The sequence below is a fragment of the Pusillimonas sp. T2 genome (assembly GCF_002236805.1).
GTDB lineage: Bacteria > Pseudomonadota > Gammaproteobacteria > Burkholderiales > Burkholderiaceae_B > Neopusillimonas.
Genome location: NZ_NIQA01000002.1, coordinates 290125 through 311280, shown reverse-complemented (window position 1 = coordinate 311280; position 21156 = coordinate 290125). Strand labels below are relative to the sequence as shown.

The following is a 21156-nucleotide window of genomic DNA, read 5'->3' as shown; positions in this document are numbered from 1 at the left end:
ATCTTGTACTGCAGGCACTTCGCTAGGCCGATGCCGTATACAGCTTGAAGCCGTTGCGGCTTTCGTGTTTTACGGCATACATGGCCATGTCGGCATGGTGCATCAGTGCTTTGGCGTCTTTGGCGTGTAGTGGGTAAACCGCAGCGCCAATGCTGGCGGTTAGCTGGATAGTCTCCCCGTTGTCCAGTGCCAGTTGTGCCGTCAGGGCATTCAGCAGTCGGTGCCCCAGCGTTTCTGTATCATCCGGGCGGTTGATGTTGGGCATCACAATGGCGAATTCATCGCCGCCCAAGCGCACTAGTACGTCGCCTTCGCGTAATAACGATTTCATCCGGCGGGCCAGTTCAACCAGTGCCTTGTCGCCAGTGGCATGGCCGTATTTGTCGTTAACTGGCTTGAAATGATCCATGTCGATCAACAGCATACCGACATATGCATCAACGACCAGCGATTGCTCGAGGGCTCGGTTCAGCATGTTTCGGTTGCCCAGGCCGGTTAGCGGGTCGGTGAGTGTCTGGTGCTCCAGCGTAATATAGTCAGTCAGTTCGAGCGTGATTTTTCGCAACTGGTCGGCCGCTTCGAGGTCGACCTGCGACCAAGGTTTTGCCTGCCCTCGCGCTTGTTCTACCCATGCTGCAAAAGACGTGCGCGGCGATAGCCCGGCATGGGTGTCAGCACTGACGTCGTCGGCGGGTGACCCGGCCCATTCGAGCGTTTCGCGGATTTCTTTGCGCAAGAGCACAATGAAGTCTTGGTCGGAAACTTCGATATACAACACACCCGATGCCAATTTGACCAAGTTGTCGTTGGCGCTGAGTGCGTCGGTGATTTGGTTGCATGAAAAAATGGGACCGGCTTGCTGGCTGACTAGCCAGTCGAGCAGCGCGCGTCGGTCGGCAGCTGACGGTACATCGCCGTCGGAGTAATGCTCGTGCCGGTAACTGACCCAGACTCCGTCCGCCTCGAATATCCGACGCGCTTCGGCTATTTGGCGCTGAATCAGGCCAGTTGTGACACCATTGGCCAAAATATCTTGTTTAAGCTGTCGACGCATCAGCAAGTGCTCGTGTCGCTCGTTGGCTCGGCACAAGCGTTTAAGTCCGCTCATGTGAAGGCCGGTAGCGCTGGCCAGGTGTTCACAAAGCTGGCGGTCGGCAAACGATAGCCCTTTAGGCTCAAGGTTGTGACACGTGACCAGCCCCCACAACTCACCCCCGACAATAATCGACACACTGAACGCCGAGCGAATACCCATATTGTGCATGTACTGGATATGCGCGGGGTGTACGGCGCGCAATTCGGCAAATGTCAGGTCGATGGGGTCGGACTGGGCAGAAAGAATATCTGCAGCCGTAGCTTGTGCGTCGGCAATAAGACGCTGCAGCTTTTTGCGGTAAAGCATGCGCGCGTTCTCGGGAATATCGTTGGCTGGGAAGTGTTGATGCAAATACCCCTGTATGCCCGGTTTGGTAATTTGGGCGGTGACTTTGCCGTGCCAGTCGGGCATGAACTGCAACAGCATGACGCGGTCGTAGCCGGTAACCAGCGCAATAAACTGCAGCAGGCTTTCGGCCGCTTGTTGTTCGGTCTCGACGCGTGTCAGCTGACTGAAGCAGGCAGCCAGTATGGCGCCCCGATCGCTGCTGATCAACTCGGTGTCGGACGGGTTCTCGAATTCGATAATGACTTGGTTGCGCGCACGGTGTCGCGCCATGACCAGACGTCGCCCACGAATAGCGACCGTGTGCAGATGGACGCTGGACACCCCGTGCAGGGGCGAGTTGGCCAGACTGGACGGTGGGTGAAGTTCGGGAAACAGGGCCATCCAGGGGCGACCCAATAGGTCGTGCGTGGTCAGCCCCAGCCAGTCTGAAACGTTGGATGATGCCGCAACAATGACATCATTTTGGTCGGCAATTAACAGCGCGCCATGAGTTTGGATCTTTCCCATGGATTGCAACTGCGCAGTCAGGCAATCGTCGAAGACCGGCCGGTTCATCGTCATGTCGCGGTGCTATAGAAGGTGTTGATGAATATCTTGAATCCGAGTGTAGCCCCTGCCAGTAGTTCGGCGTCATCTATGTCGGTGCTCTGATCGTTAATGATGTCGCACAGGCAAGACCAGGCGTTTGAGTTGTTGGCCAAAGTGGCCCAGTAACTGTCGGGTCCGACGCGTAGCCCAGGGTTGTGCTGTTGCAGGCTTCGTTGAATAAAGCGACTGCCTTGTGTCGCTCCTTCCAGCACGTAACGCAGGCCCAGGTAGCGCGACTGCTGTTGTGACGAGATGATGGCTTCTAGGGCGTGGCGCTTGTCAGCAGGGGATACAAACGTGTGTGTTGGCGCCAATGCTGTACCGACATGGGCGGGGGTTACTGTTGTCCCGTCGTTATTGTGCCGGGCTATTTCCAGGGAAATCAGTGTCAGGCGAGACGCATAAGCCGGCAGCGCGGGTGGCCGTGCGCTGTCAAGCGCCAACAGCTCAGGCTCGACCTGGGCGTGGGCCGTATACATGGCCGCCATAACGCGTTGGTACGCCACTGACGTCAGGCCGGGTTGTAAAAGGGCACGTAACGGCGCCGACGAGTCAAGTCGGGCATGCAGTGCCTGAGTGTGGTTGCGAAGCCATGCCTGGCGACCGGCATGGCGCGCTTCATGTGCAGCGTTCATTGTCGTGTTGGCGTATGCGGGCCGGCGCCAAGGGCCTCGCGGATTTTGCGGGCTAATTGTTCGCGGTTATAGGGCTTTTCGAGCAACCAGCTGTCAAGGCCGTCGTAGTTTTCGGTGGTGAGTTGTTCGGGGTAGCCCGACGTAAACAGCACCGGCAGTTCGGGGTAGATCAGGCGGGCCTCGCGGGCCAGTTCGGGCCCCGACATGCCGCCGGGCATGGTCACATCGGTGAAAAGCAAGTCGATATCGTTATGCGCCATAAGTAATTGCAATGCCTGGGCACCGCTTCCTGCACACAACAGATCGTACCCCAAAGATTTCAGCAAGCGACCGACATGGTCTTTTACTAGCGGTTCATCCTCGACCAACAGGATTTTTTCTTTGCCGGTGGGTAATGAGGCGCTTTGAATGTGGGTTGAGGTGGTGTCGATACTTGAAGCGCGTGGCAGGTAAAGCGTGATGGTTGTGCCCTTACCGAGGGTGGACTCTATCCCGACAGACCCATTCGATTGCCGTGCAAACCCTTGCACCATGGGCAACCCCAGGCCGCTGCCTTTGCCCACGTCTTTGGTGGTAAAGAAGGGGTCGAAAACGCGTTTAAGCGTGTTTTTGTCCATGCCGACACCGGTATCGCGTACCGAAATGGCGACGTAATCGCCTTTGGCCAGCGCATCGCCCTGCTTGACCATATCGGGGGTGACATGAAGATTGCTGGTGCTAATAGTAATGGTGCCGCCGTCGGGCATGGCGTCGCGGCCGTTTATACATAAGTTAATTAGGGCGTCTTGCAGCCGGCCTTCGTCGGCAAGGGCAGGCCAGACATCGGGAGCATGCTGGCAGCGGATACGCACGCCGTTGCCTACAGCGGTGTCCAGCAAGTGTTTCATGTTGTCTAGCAGCACGGGGATATTGATGGGGCTGGGGTTAAGCTGTTGGCGGCGCGCGTAAGACAACAGTTGTGACACCAGCTTGGCGCCGCGCTCGGCGGCTTTCAGCGAGGTGTCGGCCATACCTCGCAGGGTTTTGTCGTGCTGAACGTACTCGGCGATTAGTTCGGTGTTGCCAATGATGACGGTAAGCAAATTGTTGAAGTCGTGAGCCACGCCACCGGTGAGTTTCCCCAGGGTGTCCATGCGTTGGGCCTCGTGCTTTTGCTCCTCGCGAACTTTCTTGGCGGTGATGTCTTGAAGATAGACGGTCAGCCCATCGAGGCCGGGGTAAGCCCTGACATTGAACCAGGTGCGGGTTGGCGCATAGTACTGTTCGAAGTCAGCCATTGTGTGGTGCTGTATAGCGTGCTCGAACTCCGCTTTGGTTTGTGTTTCACGCAGCGCCGGGAAAGCATCCCATAACAGCTTGCCTTTGATGTCTTCGGTGCTTTGCCCGAAGAGCTGTTCGGCCTGACGGTTTAAGAAGGTGAACCGCCATGCTTTGTCAATGCGGTACACCGCATCGGAAATCGACCGGAAAATACGGTCGGTTTCTTCTTGTGCCTGCTGCCTGGCGGCGTCGGCTGCATAGTTCTTGCGAATTTGCCGGTAGAGCAAATAGGAAAATGCCATCACCATGGCGCCCAGCAAAATGCCGAGCGATCCGTCCAGAATGGCCCTGCGCTTCCAGAGGCTCAGTGCTTCGGTGACGGACACGCCGGCATAAACCATGAGGGGAAAGTGTTTGATTTGCCCATAAGCCACTACACGGTCATTGCCGTCGATCGGTGAAGTACGCCGGTAGTCCCCCTGCAATGTTTGCAAAATAACCTGGTCTGAGCCCTCGGCATTGAAGACCTGACGCCCGATGCTGGACGCCGCAAACGGGCTGCGCGCCAGCAGCACGCCGTCGTCGCGCACTAGGCCGATGATGTCTTGGGTCGTGTGGCGCATGTCATCGTATACCTGCGACATGTCTTCGAGCGACAGGGTGGCGATTGCCACGCCGCTGAAGTTACCGTCGTTGTCAAACACGGGGCGGGTCAGGTCAACCACCCATTTACCGCTAATGACGTCGTGCTGACCAATATACGGCGTTGAAATACGTAGTTGCCGATGTTGGTCATCGCGATGCTCGGCAAAGAAATCGCGGTGCCCCAGGTAGTCAAGCCGCGGGCGTGTTGTTGCAATGACGGTGCCATTGCGATCAGTGATTTGCAGCACCTCGACATAGGGCAGATCGTTGCGTCGGACCAGTAGATATTGGTTCAGAATGTCGGGCCCGTCGGCCACGATAACCACGGCGTGTTCGACAATGTTCGACAAGGCTTGGTCGATCATCGTGAACGTTTGCGTGCTGTGGGCCATAATCGCGTTGCGTGTGCGCGTAGCGCGAGCGTAGGTACCGTCAAGGGCGTTGTAATACGCGCCCGCCATTTCGTAAACGATGCCGGCAATAATGGCAACGGCAATGATGGCTTGGGCGACAAGCAAGCGCCTGATATGTGTGACTTGTTGCACGCGGTGCCTCGAGAAGGGTGTGGTGTGTCTGCGGGGCATTATCGTTTTTATATTACAGGTCTTCGGCCCATTAACAGAAGCGAAATGACCCGGCCTTCGGGTTATTCATAGTCTTTGTGTGCCAGCCCACGCAGGTTGCCCAATACCGTTGCTTTTGCTAATTTTTCAGACTCTATGCCTTGTCAGGAATTAAAACGTGCTCCAAACCAATCTTTATAGTGTTCTGCGTACCGGGTTTGCCCATGACTTGTCCCGCGTGGCTATCGAATCGCCTCTGCGGACCTATTCGTTTCAAGATCTGGAGGCTGGGTCAGCGCGGGTGGCAAATTACCTGACTTCGTTGCAATTGCCACCGGGAGCGCGTGTTGCGGTTCAGGTCGAAAAATCGCCCGAAGCTTTGATGCTGTATTTGGGTACGCTGCGTGCCGGTCTGGTGTATTTGCCCTTGAATACGGCGTATCGCGAAACAGAAGTGGCCTATTTCCTGGGCGATGCCGAACCGTCGGTCGTGGTGTGTTCGGCCAAGAACCGCAGTTGGGTCGCGCCACTGGCAGAGCAACAAGACGGATGCCGTGTACTCACGCTCGAGGAAGACGGCTCGGGTAGCCTGTCCGAAGCCATCGCCGGGTTGTCTGCAACGTTCGAAACAGTACAGTGTTCGCCCGATACGTTGGCCGTCATTTTGTACACCTCGGGCACAACGGGGCGCAGCAAGGGGGCGATGCTATCGCACAAAAACATGATTGCCAATGCTAGGGTGCTCGACACTTACTGGGGCTGGCAATCCGACGATGTATTGCTGCACATGCTGCCTATATTCCATGTGCATGGTTTGTTTGTGGCGGCTCATGGCGCCTTGTTGGCCGGCGCCCGTACGATCTGGCTACCTAAGTTCGATCTTGAGCAGGCGCTGCATTATTTGCCGCGCTCAACCGTCATGATGGGTGTACCTACGTTTTATGTGCGCTTGTTGGCCGACGCCCGCCTCAATCGCGACATATGTCAGTCCATGCGGCTGTTTATCTCCGGCTCGGCGCCTTTGCTGACAGATACCTTCGAGTCGTTTCAAACACGAACGGGGCACACCATTCTCGAGCGTTACGGCATGAGTGAAACTGTCATGCTGACTTCTAATCCTTATCTCGCGACCGAGGGGCCGCGCTTGGGTGGCACTGTTGGCAAGCCCTTGCCTGGCGTGTCGGTGCGCGTGGTAAATGACCAGCTGCAGCCGGTAACTGGGGGCGACATTGGTCATATCCAGGTCCGTGGCGACAACGTCTTTTCTGGTTATTGGCGTATGCCCGAAAAAACCAAAGAAGAGTTCACCCGCGACGGCTGGTTTCGAACCGGCGATATGGGGCGCTGGGACGAACGCGGTTATTTGGTGATTGTGGGGCGCAGCAAAGATCTGATTATTTCGGGTGGTTTTAATATTTATCCCAAAGAAATCGAAAGCATTATCGACGATATGCCTGGTGTGGCCGAATCGGCCGTCGTAGGGGTGCCTCACGCTGATTTTGGTGAGGCGGTTGTGGCTATTGTGGTGCCCCGCGAGGGCGTGGCTCTCGATGCCGACCAGATTCAGGCCGCCCTGAAGGCGGGTATTGCCAATTTTAAAGTCCCTAAAAAGGTGCATGTGGTTAGTGAGCTGCCGCGCAACACCATGGGTAAGGTGCAAAAGAACGTATTGCGCGAACAGTTCCAGGCGTTGTAGCCGCGCTGCGGCACGGCCCGCAGTGGCCGCTGGGCCTGATTCAGCTTTCCAGCAGTCGGGTTAGCTCGGCCACGGCAGCTTGCGGGCTTTGGCGAGGGATGCACGCCATCACATAGCGGTCGGGCCGAACCAGTAGCCACACATCGTGTGCATTGGTGTGTTTTTCGAAATCGCCGTACACGTCGCGTACGGTGGTGGCAGCGCTTGGCGCGGCAGGAAATGCGTTGTAATAGCGCGGGGTGATGCAGATTCGTTTTAGTCCCAGCTTTTTTTCAAACGGCAGCGGCGGCAGGGCCTCAAACGCTGTTTCGGGTGTTTCCGTGAGTGCAATCAATGTAAAGCCGTGGCCCAGAATGTCGTCAAGTCGGTGTGTTTTGCGGTCGTGCTCGGTTTCAACCCAAGGCTGTGGCAGCATGCGGCCCACGCGTGTTTTCTTGAGGTCGGCTCCATCGCGCACAAAAAAGCCTTTCGAGAACCTGGGCTTGGGCTTGTAGCGCATTTGGGTGATGTATTCGTGGGCCGGGGGGATGAGTTGCAGCGCCCGAAACCCCGCTTCAAGCAGGTGTGCCTTGAGCATGGTTTCGGGCATCATGATGCGCCCCAGCTTGATCGCCATTTCAATCAATTGCCAGGCATGCTCGGGGCGTTCTTGTTGATAGCTTTCAAGCACGGCAGGCGTCATCTGGCCATTTAATACCGCAGCCAGTTTCCAGGACAAGTTAGCGGCGTCGCGCAGGCCGCTGTTCAGGCCCTGGCCGGCGAAGGGCGGGGTCAGGTGGGCGGCATCGCCCAGCAAGAAAACACTGCCCTTTTTCCAGTCGGTGGCCATACGGGCATGAAAGGTGTAAACCTGCTTGCGTACAATTTCAATGCCTTCGTCGGGGCCGTGGTCGCGTAACAGTTTGCTGATGAAGTCGGGGTGGGTGACTTGTTCATCGGTCTCGCCTTCAAGCAGCATAAATTCAAACCGTCGGGTGCGGTTTGGGCCGGGCAGGTTGATGCCGGGTCTGCGCGGGTCGCAGTAAACCCGTGTTTCGCGAAAGTTGTCGCGCGTGCCTTTCAGGTCGATAATCAGCCACTTTTTTTCGTAGGTGTAGCCTTGCATGCCGACGTCAATCATGTGGCGCAGCGGGCTGCGGCCGCCGTCGCACGCGGCTACATAACGGCTGGCATGTACGTAGGTGCTGCCATCACTTCGTTTAACCTCAAGCGTTACGTGGCCGTCGTGCTGGGTCAGGCCCACCACTTCCTGTTCGAACCGGACTTCGGCACGGGCAAACCGCTTGAGGCCTTCGGCCAATAGAGCTTCAAGCTCGGGTTGGGCGAAGGCGCTGCGGCGGGGGTGTCCGTACTCGGCCGATGTAGGCGAGACACGCGCAAATGGGCGACGACCTGGGCCAAGATAAACCGAGCCGTAATCCATGGCGCATCGCGCCTTTAGTGTATCGGCCAGGCCCGCTATTTGTAGGGCGCGCAGAGACTCGTCGTCTATAGAGACCGCGCGGGGCGCCTGAACCGTGGTGGCGTTTTTTTCAATGACCACAACGGGTATGTTGTAGGCGCTGAGTAGGTTGGCCAGCATCAGGCCAACAGGGCCGGCGCCAACAATCGTAACGGGAGTCATGGTTTCTGTGGTCATAGCGTGTGGCCAGGTAAAAATCAGTTTGGCAGGGCCAGGCGTTCAGAGATAAGGGACGCAGCGGCGACAATACTCATGGTCAGACGATCTTCGCGGGCGGCATCGGTGCGGGTGTCGAGCACAACAATGCTCAGGCTGTGTCTGACTTGCCCATCGGGGCTGAAGATCGGTGCGGCTATTCCGACGCGGCCTGGGTCAACCTCGCCATGAGACACGCAGTAACCTTTCTTCCTGATCTCGCGCAGCCCGGCGCTGAAAGACTTCCAGTCGTGGCCCATGTCGGCTTCAGCAATAGCGGCTGTATTGTTCTCGTATTCGCGCTTTTGCTGGCGCCATGGCAAGTGCGCCAGGATTACTTTTGATGTGGCGCCACGATAAAAGGGCATGGGTCGCCCGCGCTCGTAGCTCGTGCCGGCGCTGGCTTTGCCAATGTTTTCGTGGTGAATACACATGACATTTTTACGATACACCTGACAGATGATCAGGTCGGTGCCGTCATCCAGCGCGCTAGCCAGGCCCGCCAGTACCGGACCCGCCACTCTCGCCAGCGGGTCGGTAACGCGTATGGTACGGTCGAACGCAATGAAGGCTGGGCCCAGGCAATAGCCCTGGCCGGGCACCTCATCCAGATATTCAAATTTGAGCAAGCTTTGAAAGTACCGGTAGGCGCTGCTGATAGAAATCTGCAATTTGTCGGCAACTTCTTCGACCGTCCATAGCGGCTTTTCGTCGGTGAAAAGCCGGGGTATGGAAAGCAGTCGATCGACCGAACTTTGGCGTTCTGATGGCATGTGTCGCGCAGAAAAGTCAGGCCAGATCTTGCGCAATCGGGTTGCGCAGCAGGCCAACCTTGGTGATTTCGATTTCGCAAATGTCACCGGGTTTCATGTAAACCTGTGGCTCGCGCTTGAAGCCGACGCCGCCCGGGGTGCCTGTGGCAATGACGTCGCCCGGCTCTAGGGGCGTAAACGACGATACATATTCAATAATCTGGCCAATTGAAAAAATCATGTCGGAAATTTTGGCCTGCTGCATGATCTCGCCGTTCAGGCGGGTGGTCAGCGTTTGGGCTTCGATGTCGGAGATTTCGTCTGCCGTGACCATGTATGGGCCGAAGGCGCCTGTGCCGACAAAATTCTTGCCGGGCGTGAATTGATGCGAATGGCGCTGCCAGTCGCGGATGGAGCCGTCGTTGTAGCAGGCGTAACCGGCGACATGGTCGAAGGCGTTTTCTGCTTTGATGTATCGGCCCGGACGGCCAATGACCAGAGCCAATTCGCCTTCATAGTCAAGTGCAGTAGACACGCGCGGCACCAGAATCGGGTCGCCTGCGGCGATCTGACTGGCGGCGAAACGGGTAAAGATCGAGGGGTGCTGCTCTACCGGGCGACCGGTTTCTTTACGATGGGTTTCGTAGTTCAGGCCGACACAAATGATTTTGTCGGGGTTGGGAATCACCGGCAGTAGTTTGATTTCATGAATGGAAAGCACTGGGGCAATGGCAAGAGCCGCCTTGGCTTCGGCAAGGCCGTTGCCACCCAGCAGTGCACGCAGATCGGCGTAGCGATGACCCAGGATGGCGCCAAGGTTGGCGACGTGGGTATCGTCAATTTGGGCGCCATAGCCCGATTGGCCGTTGCGGCCGACAAAAGATAACAGACGCATATGGATTCCTTGAGTAAATGAAAGCGAAGGGTTAGCTGCGCAAGTATGCCTTGCCCCAACTGTTCAGGGTTTTTTCACGGTGTTGCCAGCTTCCGGTGGGGCGCGAAGCATCGCAAAGTTCAAGTTCGGCTGAAATTTCCAGCCAATTGGTGTCCGGGTCGCGAATCATGAAAAACAGGTTGTTGCCGGGGCCGTGCCGCCCGGGTCCCCAGTCCAGCAAAATGTCTTGTTCCGACAGCAAGTCGGCCCAGTCGCGAATCAGGTTCCATTCGCCGGCCTCGTAGCAATGATGGTCGAAACTGCATTGGGGCGCGACAAAGATAGCCAAAATGTGGTGTTCGGTGCCGGCACGCAAAAAAGAGGAACGCAGGCTGCCATCGTCGGCGTAAACGTTATCGCTGACGGACATACCTAGCACCCTGGTGTAGAAATCGAGCATGGGCTGGATATGCGTAGTGCCAAAAGCATGGTGCTGCAATCGCGCTGGCAAACCCGTGGGGGTTGTGCGGTCGGCGGGGTCGTGACCCAACACCAGCAAATTTCCGTCGGGGTCGTGTACTGCAAAAGCTGTTTCGTCAAAAAAAGGCGAGGGCGATGCAGCAATGGCAAGGCCTGCCGCAACCACCTTGCTGCGGGCGGCCTCAAGGGCTTCGGGGCTGGGTAAGTTCCAGGCAAAGTAGCGCAGTGCTTTGGCTGTGCCTGGGCAAAAAACCATGCGTCGTTCGCGGCCCTCGCAGGCATAGCTGCCGTCCACTTGCGGCAGTACAGCCATTTGCATGGCTTGGCTATAAAAGGTCGCCAAGGCCTGCGGGTTGGCCGACTCAACGCATAAGTGATCTAGGTGGGCGGTAAACGTAGACATTGTGGGCTCCGGCAAATAAAGGCGGGTAGCGAGGGCTGAGAAAGGCAGATAGCAGCTGTGCTACGAACGGTTTTTTTGCTAATTAGTAAATTTGTATTTTTATTATTTCATAATTATCAGATATTGGGAATTAAGAAATAAAAAACCACCCCGACGAGGTCGGGATGGTTAAGAAAATGACTGCGATTTAGCGCAGACGAGTCGTGGTCTTTATGCGGGGCCTACTGCCATCCCTCGACCTCGGCAACTCTTTCAAGCGCGTTTTCAAGCATGGCACGGGCGTGCCCAGCGGTGCGTTGAAGGTCGCGGTGCAAACCGGCGTCCTCCGGGCTGCGGGTCACGCATTCGGCGCTGTAGGCCTCAAAGCTGTTCAAGCTCAGTATCAACTCTACCAAATGGCGTGGGCACTCACAGTAGGGGTTGTTGGCAGAAGCCAGGAAGGCCGACAGCTGTTCATCGTTAAAGCGTTGGCGTGGCGGTGTTTCGTTATTGACGGGCAAGCGTGTTGCGATGTCTGGGTTCGCCGGGCTTTGAAGCAAGGTCTGACACAGTGTGGCGATTTCGCGCGGGTCGGAACTGGCACGGGCCACCTTAAACCCCGATTGACGCAAGCGACGGATGACTTTGCCAGGCGCAAATCGGTAAAGAACAATGGCTTGGCGCGCATCGCACGACTTCTGGATGGTCGTGATCAGTGTGGCGGTTGCTTCGGTCAGTGTAGGCAGTTCGACGATTACGGCATCAACATGCGCATCTTCAAAAATATCGGCGGCCTGCTGCGGCATCATGCTGTGGCACACCACCTCCAAAGGACCGCTTTTCAGTGCATCAATAACGGTCGGGCTGGCCATGAAGGTGCCTGCTACGCCTACCTTGAAGCTGCGGCTGGGCGGCTCGGAAGGTGTGCGCATGTCTTGCAGGGTGGCCGTCGGCAGCCGGGCAACCGACCCAATCGGGTAGCCCGCATCGACCAGTTGCTTGATGAGTGTCAAGCGCTGTATGTCATCGCTGGAGTACAACCGTTGTCCACGTTCGCTCATCCGGGGCCCGATGACGCTGTAGCGCCGCTCCCAGACACGCAGGGTTTCAACAGGTACGCCTGTCAGCCGGGCAGCGGTGCCGCTGCGGTACCCGGATGGCGCGGCTTGTGGGGTAAGTGTGTGTGTAGTCATGACCAGGAACTGACCCTTTAAGTTGGTTGATTTCCGAGTCATCATATTAATCCATTCTGTCTTAGACAAGCCTGATATTTTATGTTTCGGGTCAAGCGGGCATTAATTTTTGTCTTGACCCGGCTGTTTTTCCCTATGAAGCCATACTTATTCATGCTTGACCCGGTATTTGACGTGGGGTTGTCCAGGTGCGACAGAGTTCAATTTAAACTATGTTTGTCCTAGACATTGGTGAAACAATAGTAATGTCTGCAACGTGCATGATGACGTTGAAGGCCAGACGCAGCGTGGTCAGGCCTTTGCTTCTTCTCTCTTTCAAAAGCTCAAATCAATGACACCTTCTTCCGATTTATTGACAACGCAATATCGTCAGGCGGACCGCATCATGTTGCCTGTGCTGTGGCTGTTGTTCGTGATGGCGCTGGGGCTCGCCCCTTGGTACGACACTTGGGGGATGGCCGTAGGGGTTGGCTTGCCATTAGCGGCCTTGCCAACGGCCTTCATTTTTCTCATGCCTGGTTCGCGCCTGACGCGCGTGGTGGTTGCGGCGGCTGTCATGATGTTCTGCGCGCTGCACATCCAACAGTCGCTGGGTGTTGCCGAGCTTCACTTTGGGATTTTTGTGCTGCTGGCCATTTTGCTTTGCTATCGCGACTGGCTGGTAATTGTCGTAGCTGCGGCGGTAATTGCTATTCACCACTTAAGCTTCAATTATTTTCAAGAGTTGGGCTTTGGTGTGTTGTGTTTTACCGAGCCTGGCTTTGGCCGCGTGATAGCCCATGCTGCGTATGTTTTGGCCGAATCGATCGCCTTGTGCATTATTGCGGTGTGGTTGCGTCGCGATGCCTTGCAGGCTGCCGAGTTGCGTCATATGGTCGACCGGCTGGCTCAGGGTGGCCAAGGTATCGATCTGACGTTGCCTGCCGAAAAGCCACAAAGTCCGGCAGCAGGAGCGCTTTGGGCGGCGTTGTCTTCAGTGGCCGGTGCCGTCGGTCAGGTGCGTACCGGGGCAATATCCATTCATGGCGCCGTCGATGCCATTGCCTCCGGTAACCGCGATGTACAAGCCGGTGCGCATTTACAGGCCCAAGCGGTCGAGCAGGCCGTGGCGACTATTCAGTCTATTGGCGACACGGTCAAGCACGATCGCCAGCAGGCGCTAGAAGCAGAAAAGAAGGTCGATCACGTCATGGCCCTGGCCGAGCAGGGTAGTGATGCAATGCAAGCGTCCGTTAAAACGATGCAAGGCATCAGTCAAACATCGGCAAAAATTGCCGACATCACATCAGTCATCGACAGCATTGCTTTCCAGACAAATATTCTGGCCTTGAATGCTGCAGTTGAGGCTGCGCGGGCAGGCCCGGAAGGTAGGGGGTTTGCCGTGGTAGCCGGCGAGGTACGCAGTCTGGCCCAACGTAGCGCCGACGCTGCCCGAGAAATTCGAGGGCTTATCGAAGCGTCGGTCAATCAGGTGTCCGAGGGGACAACGCGTATCGAAAGCACGGGTAATGTCATGAGCGATTTGTCTGAAGGCATCGTCAATGTTGCAAAAACCTTCAAAGAAATCATGGACGCAAACGAGGCCCAGGGCCAACGTATTCTTGAAGTGGGTCAGGCCATCGGGCAAATCAACGGCATTGTTCACGAGAACATGGCGTTGGTCGGTAAAACCGATCTATCGGTCAGGCGTCTGGAACACGAGTCGGACATGCTTGCCGAGGTGATGGCCGTGTTTACGGTTGATGCACGTGATGCGCAGCGTGCCGACGCCTACGGTCAGGAGGCTCAGCCAGGGGCGCTGACAGGCGGGCTCAGCCGATTGGCGTTACAGTAAAGCCTTGTATTCAACGTAACGCTAATGCCATGTCCAGCACATATTCCACCTCGTCGTCGGCGCCCGTTAAAGCGGGCGACGCCGATGCGCATTTGACTGAAACTACCCTTCAAAGTACCACGGTATACGAAGGAAGCTTCCTGAAGGCGCGTCGTGATGTGGTCAGGCTGCCTAATGGCAATACCGCTAGTCGCGAGTACATCATTCACCCCGGCGCGGTAGTCATTATTCCGCTGCTCGAAGACGATCAGGTCTTGCTTGAACGGCAATATCGTTATCCAGTGGGCAAAGTCATGACCGAGTTCCCCGCCGGCAAGCTCGACCCTCACGAAACCCCTTTAGCGTGCGCTCAGCGTGAGCTGCTTGAAGAAACGGGCTACACCGCCGGGCAATGGGCTTATGCCGGGGTGCTTGACCTGGCGATTGCCTACTCAACCGAGGTCATTCATATCTTTTTCGCCAAAGATTTGCGCCCCGGTCAGGCACAGTTAGATCACGACGAATTTCTTGAAGTGAAAATCGCGCGGGTCGATGATGTGCTTGCTGCGTGCGGCGCCGGTGGCATCACCGACGCCAAAACACTGACTTGCATGTTGTGGCTGCAAAACGTACGTAACGGGGCCTGGACGCTGGATTGGCAGCCTGCCTAGATATTAACGTCGGCTTTTGCAGCCCGTCATGGTGCTCAGTACACCGTCGCGCCGTACCAGTTTGTGGTGCAGGGCGGCCGCAATGTGTGCAATAACCAGGGCAATAAACAGCCACGCCACTATGCCGTGAATTTCGCGCAGCAGCCCGTAGGTCTTGAGCCCTTCGGGTACTAAGGCGGGTAGTACCGTACCCCAAGGCAACACCACGGGGGTGCCTGCGGCGCTTTGCATGGCCCAGCCCGACAGCGGCATGGCCAGCATGGCGCCATACAGCAAAACATGGGCGCCTTTGGCGCCGGCTTTTTGCAAGGCTGACAAGTCTTCAGGCAAGTCCGGCGTTGGCAGGCGTAAGCGCAAAATCAAACGAAGCACGACCAATACCAAGGCAGTCAGCCCCAGTAGCTTATGAATTTGCAGTGCGGTGTTTTGCCAAGGGGCCAGGCTGTCGACCATCGACACGCCTAAAAATAGCAACGACAAAATAATGGCGGCCATGGCCCAGTGCATCAAGCGCATGGCGAGCGGGTAAACAAGTGGCGTATTCATTTAATTCGATTCCAGCAAGGTTTCGCGGGCGCGGCGACGGTACGACTCGGCATAGGCGGCGCTGCGGGCGCGCAAGATCGGGTCGCCCGAAGGCGCGATGCCGCGGGGCAACACCAGCGGGTCGAAGTTGATGGCATTGCAATTGCCGGTGGATTGGTCTTCGGCGCGGGTAATGTTGATGGTGCCGGCCGTAATCTGCTTGCGCTCGCCAGCCCAAGGAATAGCCCCGTTATCAATGACATCGGAATCGTTGGCGAATGTGAACACCAGGTCGTATTGCACGGGCCCGTTTTGCAGCCTTTTTATCAGCTCTTCTTGCAATGCATTCGGGTTGTCGCGGTCAAGCGTTGCTTCTGTGTTGGTAGAGCGCGGCACCGCGGCCCAGCGTACGGCATGCTGTTTACCGTTGCGGTCGACCAGGTAGAACGCATTAATCCCGTGAAACTGCTCTGATGCAAAGCTGGCGGTAGGTGTGTACGTCTTTTGCCATGCCAGGAAGGCTGCGCTCTCGGGGTGCGCCTGGAAGAACGCCATGATCTTGCTGCGGTCCGGCTTGCCGGTGGCGGGGTCAGGTTGCAAAGACTGCAATTGCTCAAAAAAATCGACGGGGTTGCCGACTGCAAGCACTGGCGGCGTATTCATCGCGGTACGCCATTGCTCGCCGTTGGCCTGTGCAAGGCTGAGCGCCAGGCTGCGCACAGGGGATGCGAGATCAGGCGCCGTGGGATTGCCGCCGCCAATCGAGTAGCGACCGGTAAAAGGCGTGCTGCCTTGTTCAAACAACTGAGCTGCCGAGTACGTCGCCAGATTTCCGTTCGAGACGAATTCGCCCGAAATGCACAGGCCCTTGGCGTGTGCGCGACGGAAGCCCGCGTGAGGCTTTGCCCCTTGTTGCAAGTTGACAAAGTCAGGCGCGTTAAGTGTGTCGCGCCCGAAAATGCCGCCGGCCCAGGAAAAGGCCAGTGCCAAGCCAGCGGCGATCAAGCCGACGGCGAGCGTGCCTTTAATGTGAGAGTTCATGGTGAGAAAGAAAGATTTGTTTTGTGATGATATTCAGTTCAATGAACCCGCATGTTGCAGATCCAAGACGTCTGTTTACCCAGAATCTTCATTAGAACCATGGACGCCTGACAGGTTGCTGATTTTCCTCTATTTGCTGCAATAAAACCGGGTCATAAGCAGAATGCATAAGCCATGTCGAGAATTGCACGCCATATAGGGAGTTGCGTGAATTGCAAAGCGGCGCCGATGTCGGTAATGTAAGGAACCCGTATTTCAGTGCACTGAACCGCGGTCTATAACGAATCGAAAACGACGGAGACTACTCGTATGGTTAATTTCAACCTGAACGGCGCGCCCGTGTCGGCAGATGTAGCAGACGACACCCCCCTTTTATGGGTTCTGCGCGAGCAATTTGAGCTCACTGGCACAAAGTTTGGCTGTGGTATGGCGCAATGCGGCGCCTGTACGGTACACATCGATGGCGAACCCATGCGGTCCTGTGTCATGCCGGTCGCGGCGGTCAAGGGTAAAAACATCACAACCATCGAAGGTTTCATGCAAACCGATGCGGGCAAAGCGCTTGAAAAGGCCTGGATCGACGAGCAGGTCGCCCAGTGCGGCTATTGTCAGTCGGGTCAAATCATGTCGGCCGCTGGCGTGCTTAAAAAGGCAAAGGGACCACTGTCTCGCGAGGAAGTCCTGACCGAAATGTCAGGCAACCTTTGCCGCTGCGGTACCTATAACCAAGTCGCTGCCGCAGTCATCAACGCCCAGAAAGCTTTGTCATAAGGGGGAACGACATGACTATTCAATCTATTTCGCGTCGTTCATTCCTCGTGGGCAGTGGTTCGGCCGCGGTCGGTATCATGCTGGGGGGCGGTAGCCTTAGCGCGCTGGCTCAAGCGGCACAAGACGCCAACAAATCCGGTGGCTTCAGCCCGGTGGCGTGGGTCAGTATTGCACCCGACAACAGCACACTTATTTACTCGCCAGGCTCCGAAATGGGGCAGGGCACGATGACTTCCATTCCCGCCATTTTGGCCGAAGACATGGAGCTCGACTGGTCGACCGTACGGGTCGAAAAATCGCCCAGCATTGCCAAGCTGTTCGGTAACCCTAAGTTCGGCGGCGGTATGGTTACCGGCTCGTCGCGCACCGTGGTGGGCTACTACGACGTCATGCGTTTGGCCGGCCTGCAAGCCAAACTGGCTTTGGTCAACGTCGCAGCGCAGGTATGGGGTGTACCGGCCGATCAAATCGTGGCCGAGAAAAGCGTTCTTAAGCATGCGGCCAGTAACCGTCAAATGACGTACGGCGAAGCCGCCGCGCAGGTTAAGGGCGACATCGAAGCGCCCAAGGTCGATAAGGCCATGCTTAAGCCGATGTCTCAATTCAAAATCATCGGTACCGATCTGCCTCGCGTCGATCTACCGGCCAAGTCTAACGGTACGGCGCAATACGGTATCGATTTCCGCTTGCCCGACATGGTCTGGGCATCGGTCTTGTACACACCGGTTCAGGGCGAAAAGCCGGAAACCGTAGACGACAAGGCGGCTTTGGCCGTTAAGGGCGTCAAACAAGTCGTCATGCTGCCTTATGGTGTGGCAGTGGTGGCCGACTCGTTCGCTACGGCGCGTAAAGCTCGCAATCTGCTCAAGGTAACGTGGTCCGACACATCACCTGCTCGCAAGTACGACAGCGCAACAGCGCTTAAAGAGTTCGTCGCCCGTGCCGAGCAAGTTGCTGACGCCGGCGCCGTATGGCACAAAGAAGGCGATGCCGCGGCCGTACTCAAAGGTGCCGCCCGTACTTTTGCTGCGACCTACACGACCGACCACGTGGCCCAGTGCACCATGGAGCCCATGAACTGTACGGCGCGCGTCGATGGCGAAAAAATCGAGTTCTGGGTCCCCGCGCAGGCGGCCAGTATTGTGACGGGTACAGCTGCCGCTGTTGGTAAATTCAAGCCCGAAAACATTACCGTTAATGTCACCCTGTTGGGCGGCGGTTATGGCCGTCGCGTCGAGGCCGATTACGCGGTTGACGCTTTGCTTGTGGCCAAGGCCATGCCGGGTGTGCCGGTGCACGTCATCTGGACACGCGAAGACGACTTCCAGCGTTCACGCGGCCGTCCGCTAACCGCACAGCACTTGGTGGCCGGGCTCGATGCGCAGGGCAAGGTTGTGGGTTTGCATCACCGCGTGGTCTCCGAAGGCATTTACGCGCGCGTCAATCCTAAAGCGTATCAATCGGCGGGCAACAAAGACGCTCCCGTCATGGAAGCGGCCGACAGCATCTACGAGATTCCTGGACAATTGGTCGAACATTGCCTTGAAAAGCGTGGCATCGATGTGTCATTTTGGCGTGCCGTAGGGGCGGGCTACACCAAGTTTGCCCTCGAGTCGTTGCTGGATGAAATTGCCGAAAGCACGAAAAAAGACCCGTTAGAACTGCGTCTTGAGCTTCTGCAGAACAAGCCGCGTGCTCAGGCTGTGCTTAAAGAAGTTGCCGCTATGGCCGGCTGGGGCAAGCCCCGTGCCGAAGGTCGTGCGTTGGGTCTGGCCTTCTCTGATGCCTGGACAACCAATATTGCCATGATCGCCGAAGTGTCCATGAAAGACGGCCGTCCTCATATTCACCAGCTATGGGCTGCTGTCGATTGTGGTCATGCCATTTCGCCGCGCAATATTCGCAGTCAGGTCGAAGGCGCTGCTGTTTTCGGGATTTCGGCCATGATGGACGAGCGTCTGGTCTACAAGGGCGGTCAGGTACAGGAAACTAACTTCGACAAGTATCAGTTGTTGCGCGCCAATAAAACGCCACCTATCGAGGTCAAGGTTATCCCAACCGACAACCCGCCCGGCGGGATGGGTGAAGTGGGCTTGCCCCCTGTAGCCCCTGCGGTGGCTGCAGCGGTGTTCAAGCTAACCGGCAAGCGCGTTCGCGAGCTACCGTTCCCCAAAACTATTTAATCAGCCTTAGCGTTCTGCTTGATCTCATCGCGTGTTCAAGCAGTTTATACGGCCCCGAAAGGGGCCGTTTTTTGTTGGTGGCAACTGATTGTTTACGACAGCAATAGACAGGTCCCGCCTATGGTTGGGGCTTCGGCTTATTGCATCAAGTAAACCAGCCCTAAAGAAATAGAAGGAAACAAGACTAGGATGATTAGGCGCAGAATGTCGACGCCAATGAACGGAATCAGGCCTTTGAAGATGGCAGGAAATGACACATTGGGCAAGGTGGCTTTGATGACGAAGACGTTCATGCCGATAGGCGGGGTGATCAGAGCGATTTCGGTGGCGACTACAACCAAAATGCCAAACCAGACCAGGTCGAACCCGTTGGCCACCACAATGGGTACAAACAGCGGTACGCAGATAAGAATGATGGCCAAAGAGTCAAGCACGCAGCCCAACAGCAAGAACACCAGCAAAATTGCAAAAATTAACCCGTAAGACGATAGCCCGGCCGATTGCACCCAGCCCAGCAGCCCTTCGCCCAGGCCCGAGAAAGAAATGAGCTTCGCGAACAGCATGGCGCCGAACAGTACGCAATACAGCATGACCGAAATAAACGCCGATTCGAGAAAAATTTCCCGAAACCCTTCTTTGCTGATGCGCTTTTGAAAAAGTGCAATCAGCAGCGCAAAGCCTGCACCCATGCCAGCTGCTTCGGTTGCTGTAAATATCTTTGCGTAAATGCCGCCGATAATCAGTAAAAACAATAAACAGAACGGCCATATGCCTTTTAATGATGTCAGCTTTTCATTGATGTCGGTTTTTGAGCCGCGTGGCGCACTGTGTGGTTTAAGCAAGGCGACAACATAGATGGCCGCCATATAAAGCGCCAGCCCCAGCAAGCCAGGTATGACACCAGCAATAAACAAATGGCCGATATTAGTTTGGGTCAGAATGCCGTAAATCATCAAAATGATGGACGGCGGAATTAGAATGCCCAGCGTGCCGCCGGCAGCTATCGATGCGGCGGCCAGGCCGTCGGAATACCCGTACTTTTTCATGCTGGGGTAGGCTACTTTGGCCATGGTGGCCGCAGTGGCCAGACTCGACCCGCATACCGCGCTAAACCCGGCACATGTCACCATGGTTGACAGGGCCAGCCCGCCTTTGACATGACCAAACCAGGCGTTGGCGGCCCGAAACAGGTCGGCCGATATACCCGAGCGGGACAGAATGTTGCCCATGAGGATAAACAGCGGCACCACTGCCAGCTCGTAAGAAAATACGGCTTCTGATATGGTCATTGATGTCATGGTCAGGGCAGTATCAAAACCCATGTCGATACCAATAGCCACTATAGATACCGTCAACAAAGAAAACGCCAGAGGTACCCGCAGAAATGTCAGCAGCAACACTGCGACCAGCGCAGAGAATCCCACAATCATTATGTGTTTTCCTTTGTGACGATGTTATTTGAGTGGGGTGGAGGTAACAGTGCAGCAATAGCGCTAATAAAGCAGCTTGCGCTGATCAGGCCGTAAAAGTAACTGCGCGGGATAAGCAGTTCCTGACTGATCTCGCGAATAAGGTGGGCATCGAGTGCAGCCAGTACAAACTGGTAGCCAATAAGCAGCAATACGGCCGAGACCAGCACGGCAATGACGCCGCGCCACCAGCGCATGGCGTCGGTCATCAGGTAACGGTCGAACAGGTCGACAACCAGATGCCCCCTGGCCGCGGTTAGCAGCGGCAGACCGGTAAAGACAATTAGCGCCATCAGGTGCTCGGTCAGGTCGTGAGCGCCGTAAATGGGCGCGCTGAAAAAACGCCGGCCAGTGACGTCGGCAAAAGTCAGCCCTACCATGGCCAGTAGCGCAGCGATCAGCAGCGTCTCGATAGCTTTGCGCAGTTTTTGAAAAAGCATGGGCATGAAGCGTCTCTTCAAAGGGGGGGGGCTGTACGGCGCACCTACCTCAGGGGCAGGTGCGCGCAGGGCGA

17 protein-coding genes are annotated in these 21156 nt (G+C 56.4%); 5 read left to right on the top strand and 12 right to left on the bottom strand.

Features of this window, described 5'->3' with window-relative positions; all coding sequences use genetic code 11:
* Positions 1-22: 22 nt before the first annotated feature.
* The 3 genes from PuT2_RS04565 to PuT2_RS04555 are packed head-to-tail and all read right to left on the bottom strand — an operon-like array spanning position 23 to position 5117.
* Positions 23-2005 (bottom strand): sensor domain-containing diguanylate cyclase, encoded by a 1983-nt coding sequence (locus tag PuT2_RS04565; RefSeq protein WP_093969838.1) that lies wholly within the window; start codon positions 2003-2005, stop codon positions 23-25.
* On the bottom strand, positions 2002-2667 hold the full coding sequence (locus tag PuT2_RS04560; RefSeq protein ID WP_093969837.1) for a biliverdin-producing heme oxygenase: 666 nt from the start codon (positions 2665-2667) through the stop codon (positions 2002-2004). The genes PuT2_RS04565 and PuT2_RS04560 overlap by 4 nt, the downstream gene beginning before the upstream one ends.
* Positions 2664-5117, bottom strand: coding sequence for an ATP-binding protein (locus PuT2_RS04555; protein ID WP_158214008.1), 2454 nt, complete (start codon positions 5115-5117; stop codon positions 2664-2666). The genes PuT2_RS04560 and PuT2_RS04555 overlap by 4 nt, the downstream gene beginning before the upstream one ends.
* Before the next feature lie 196 nt (positions 5118-5313).
* Between PuT2_RS04555 and PuT2_RS04550 the strand changes: the two genes are divergently transcribed.
* Positions 5314-6831, top strand: a complete 1518-nt coding sequence (locus PuT2_RS04550) for a malonyl-CoA synthase (RefSeq protein WP_093969835.1) — start codon at positions 5314-5316, stop codon at positions 6829-6831.
* A 40-nt stretch (positions 6832-6871) separates the two neighbouring features.
* On the opposite strand, the gene PuT2_RS04545 is transcribed toward PuT2_RS04550, so the two are convergent.
* The 5 genes from PuT2_RS04545 to PuT2_RS04525 form a co-directional block, all read right to left on the bottom strand.
* A complete protein-coding gene (locus tag PuT2_RS04545; protein WP_093969834.1) occupies positions 6872-8470 on the bottom strand; it encodes a bifunctional 3-(3-hydroxy-phenyl)propionate/3-hydroxycinnamic acid hydroxylase in 1599 nt (532 codons plus the stop codon).
* Positions 8471-8490: 20 nt separating this feature from the next.
* Positions 8491-9261: an IclR family transcriptional regulator gene (locus PuT2_RS04540; RefSeq protein ID WP_093969833.1), complete on the bottom strand. Its 771-nt coding sequence runs from the start codon at positions 9259-9261 to the stop codon at positions 8491-8493.
* Between the two features lie 16 nt (positions 9262-9277).
* Entirely contained in the window at positions 9278-10135 is an 858-nt protein-coding gene (locus PuT2_RS04535; RefSeq protein WP_093969832.1) for a fumarylacetoacetate hydrolase family protein, read from the bottom strand.
* A gap of 31 nt (positions 10136-10166) precedes the next feature.
* Positions 10167-10997 carry a VOC family protein gene (locus PuT2_RS04530; RefSeq protein ID WP_093969831.1) on the bottom strand — a complete coding sequence of 277 codons (831 nt, stop codon included), beginning with the start codon at positions 10995-10997 and terminating at the stop codon, positions 10167-10169.
* 221 nt (positions 10998-11218) lie between these two features.
* Entirely contained in the window at positions 11219-12169 is a 951-nt protein-coding gene (locus PuT2_RS04525; protein WP_158214007.1) for a MerR family transcriptional regulator, read from the bottom strand.
* Between the two features lie 331 nt (positions 12170-12500).
* Between PuT2_RS04525 and PuT2_RS04520 the strand changes: the two genes are divergently transcribed.
* Both PuT2_RS04520 and PuT2_RS04515 read left to right on the top strand, forming a co-directional pair.
* On the top strand, positions 12501-14003 hold the full coding sequence (locus PuT2_RS04520) for a methyl-accepting chemotaxis protein (RefSeq protein ID WP_143516099.1): 1503 nt from the start codon (positions 12501-12503) through the stop codon (positions 14001-14003).
* 29 nt (positions 14004-14032) lie between these two features.
* Complete coding sequence (locus tag PuT2_RS04515; protein ID WP_093969828.1) at positions 14033-14653, top strand: NUDIX domain-containing protein; 621 nt, start codon at positions 14033-14035, stop codon at positions 14651-14653.
* Positions 14654-14656: 3 nt separating this feature from the next.
* Here the strand turns inward: PuT2_RS04515 and PuT2_RS04510 are convergent, their stop codons facing one another.
* Both PuT2_RS04510 and PuT2_RS04505 read right to left on the bottom strand, forming a co-directional pair.
* Entirely contained in the window at positions 14657-15199 is a 543-nt protein-coding gene (locus tag PuT2_RS04510; protein ID WP_093969827.1) for a cytochrome b, read from the bottom strand.
* Complete coding sequence (locus PuT2_RS04505; protein ID WP_093969826.1) at positions 15200-16219, bottom strand: catalase family peroxidase; 1020 nt, start codon at positions 16217-16219, stop codon at positions 15200-15202.
* Positions 16220-16528: 309 nt separating this feature from the next.
* On the opposite strand from PuT2_RS04505, the gene PuT2_RS04500 reads away from it, so the two are divergent.
* Both PuT2_RS04500 and PuT2_RS04495 read left to right on the top strand, forming a co-directional pair.
* Positions 16529-16990, top strand: a complete 462-nt coding sequence (locus PuT2_RS04500; RefSeq protein ID WP_093969825.1) for a (2Fe-2S)-binding protein — start codon at positions 16529-16531, stop codon at positions 16988-16990.
* Between the two features lie 11 nt (positions 16991-17001).
* Complete coding sequence (locus PuT2_RS04495; RefSeq protein ID WP_093969824.1) at positions 17002-19173, top strand: molybdopterin cofactor-binding domain-containing protein; 2172 nt, start codon at positions 17002-17004, stop codon at positions 19171-19173.
* Positions 19174-19310: 137 nt separating this feature from the next.
* Here the strand turns inward: PuT2_RS04495 and PuT2_RS04490 are convergent, their stop codons facing one another.
* Both PuT2_RS04490 and PuT2_RS04485 read right to left on the bottom strand, forming a co-directional pair.
* Entirely contained in the window at positions 19311-20603 is a 1293-nt protein-coding gene (locus tag PuT2_RS04490; RefSeq protein ID WP_093969823.1) for a TRAP transporter large permease, read from the bottom strand.
* Positions 20603-21088 carry a TRAP transporter small permease gene (locus PuT2_RS04485; protein ID WP_093969822.1) on the bottom strand — a complete coding sequence of 162 codons (486 nt, stop codon included), beginning with the start codon at positions 21086-21088 and terminating at the stop codon, positions 20603-20605. The genes PuT2_RS04490 and PuT2_RS04485 overlap by 1 nt, the downstream gene beginning before the upstream one ends.
* Positions 21089-21156 lie beyond the last annotated feature (68 nt).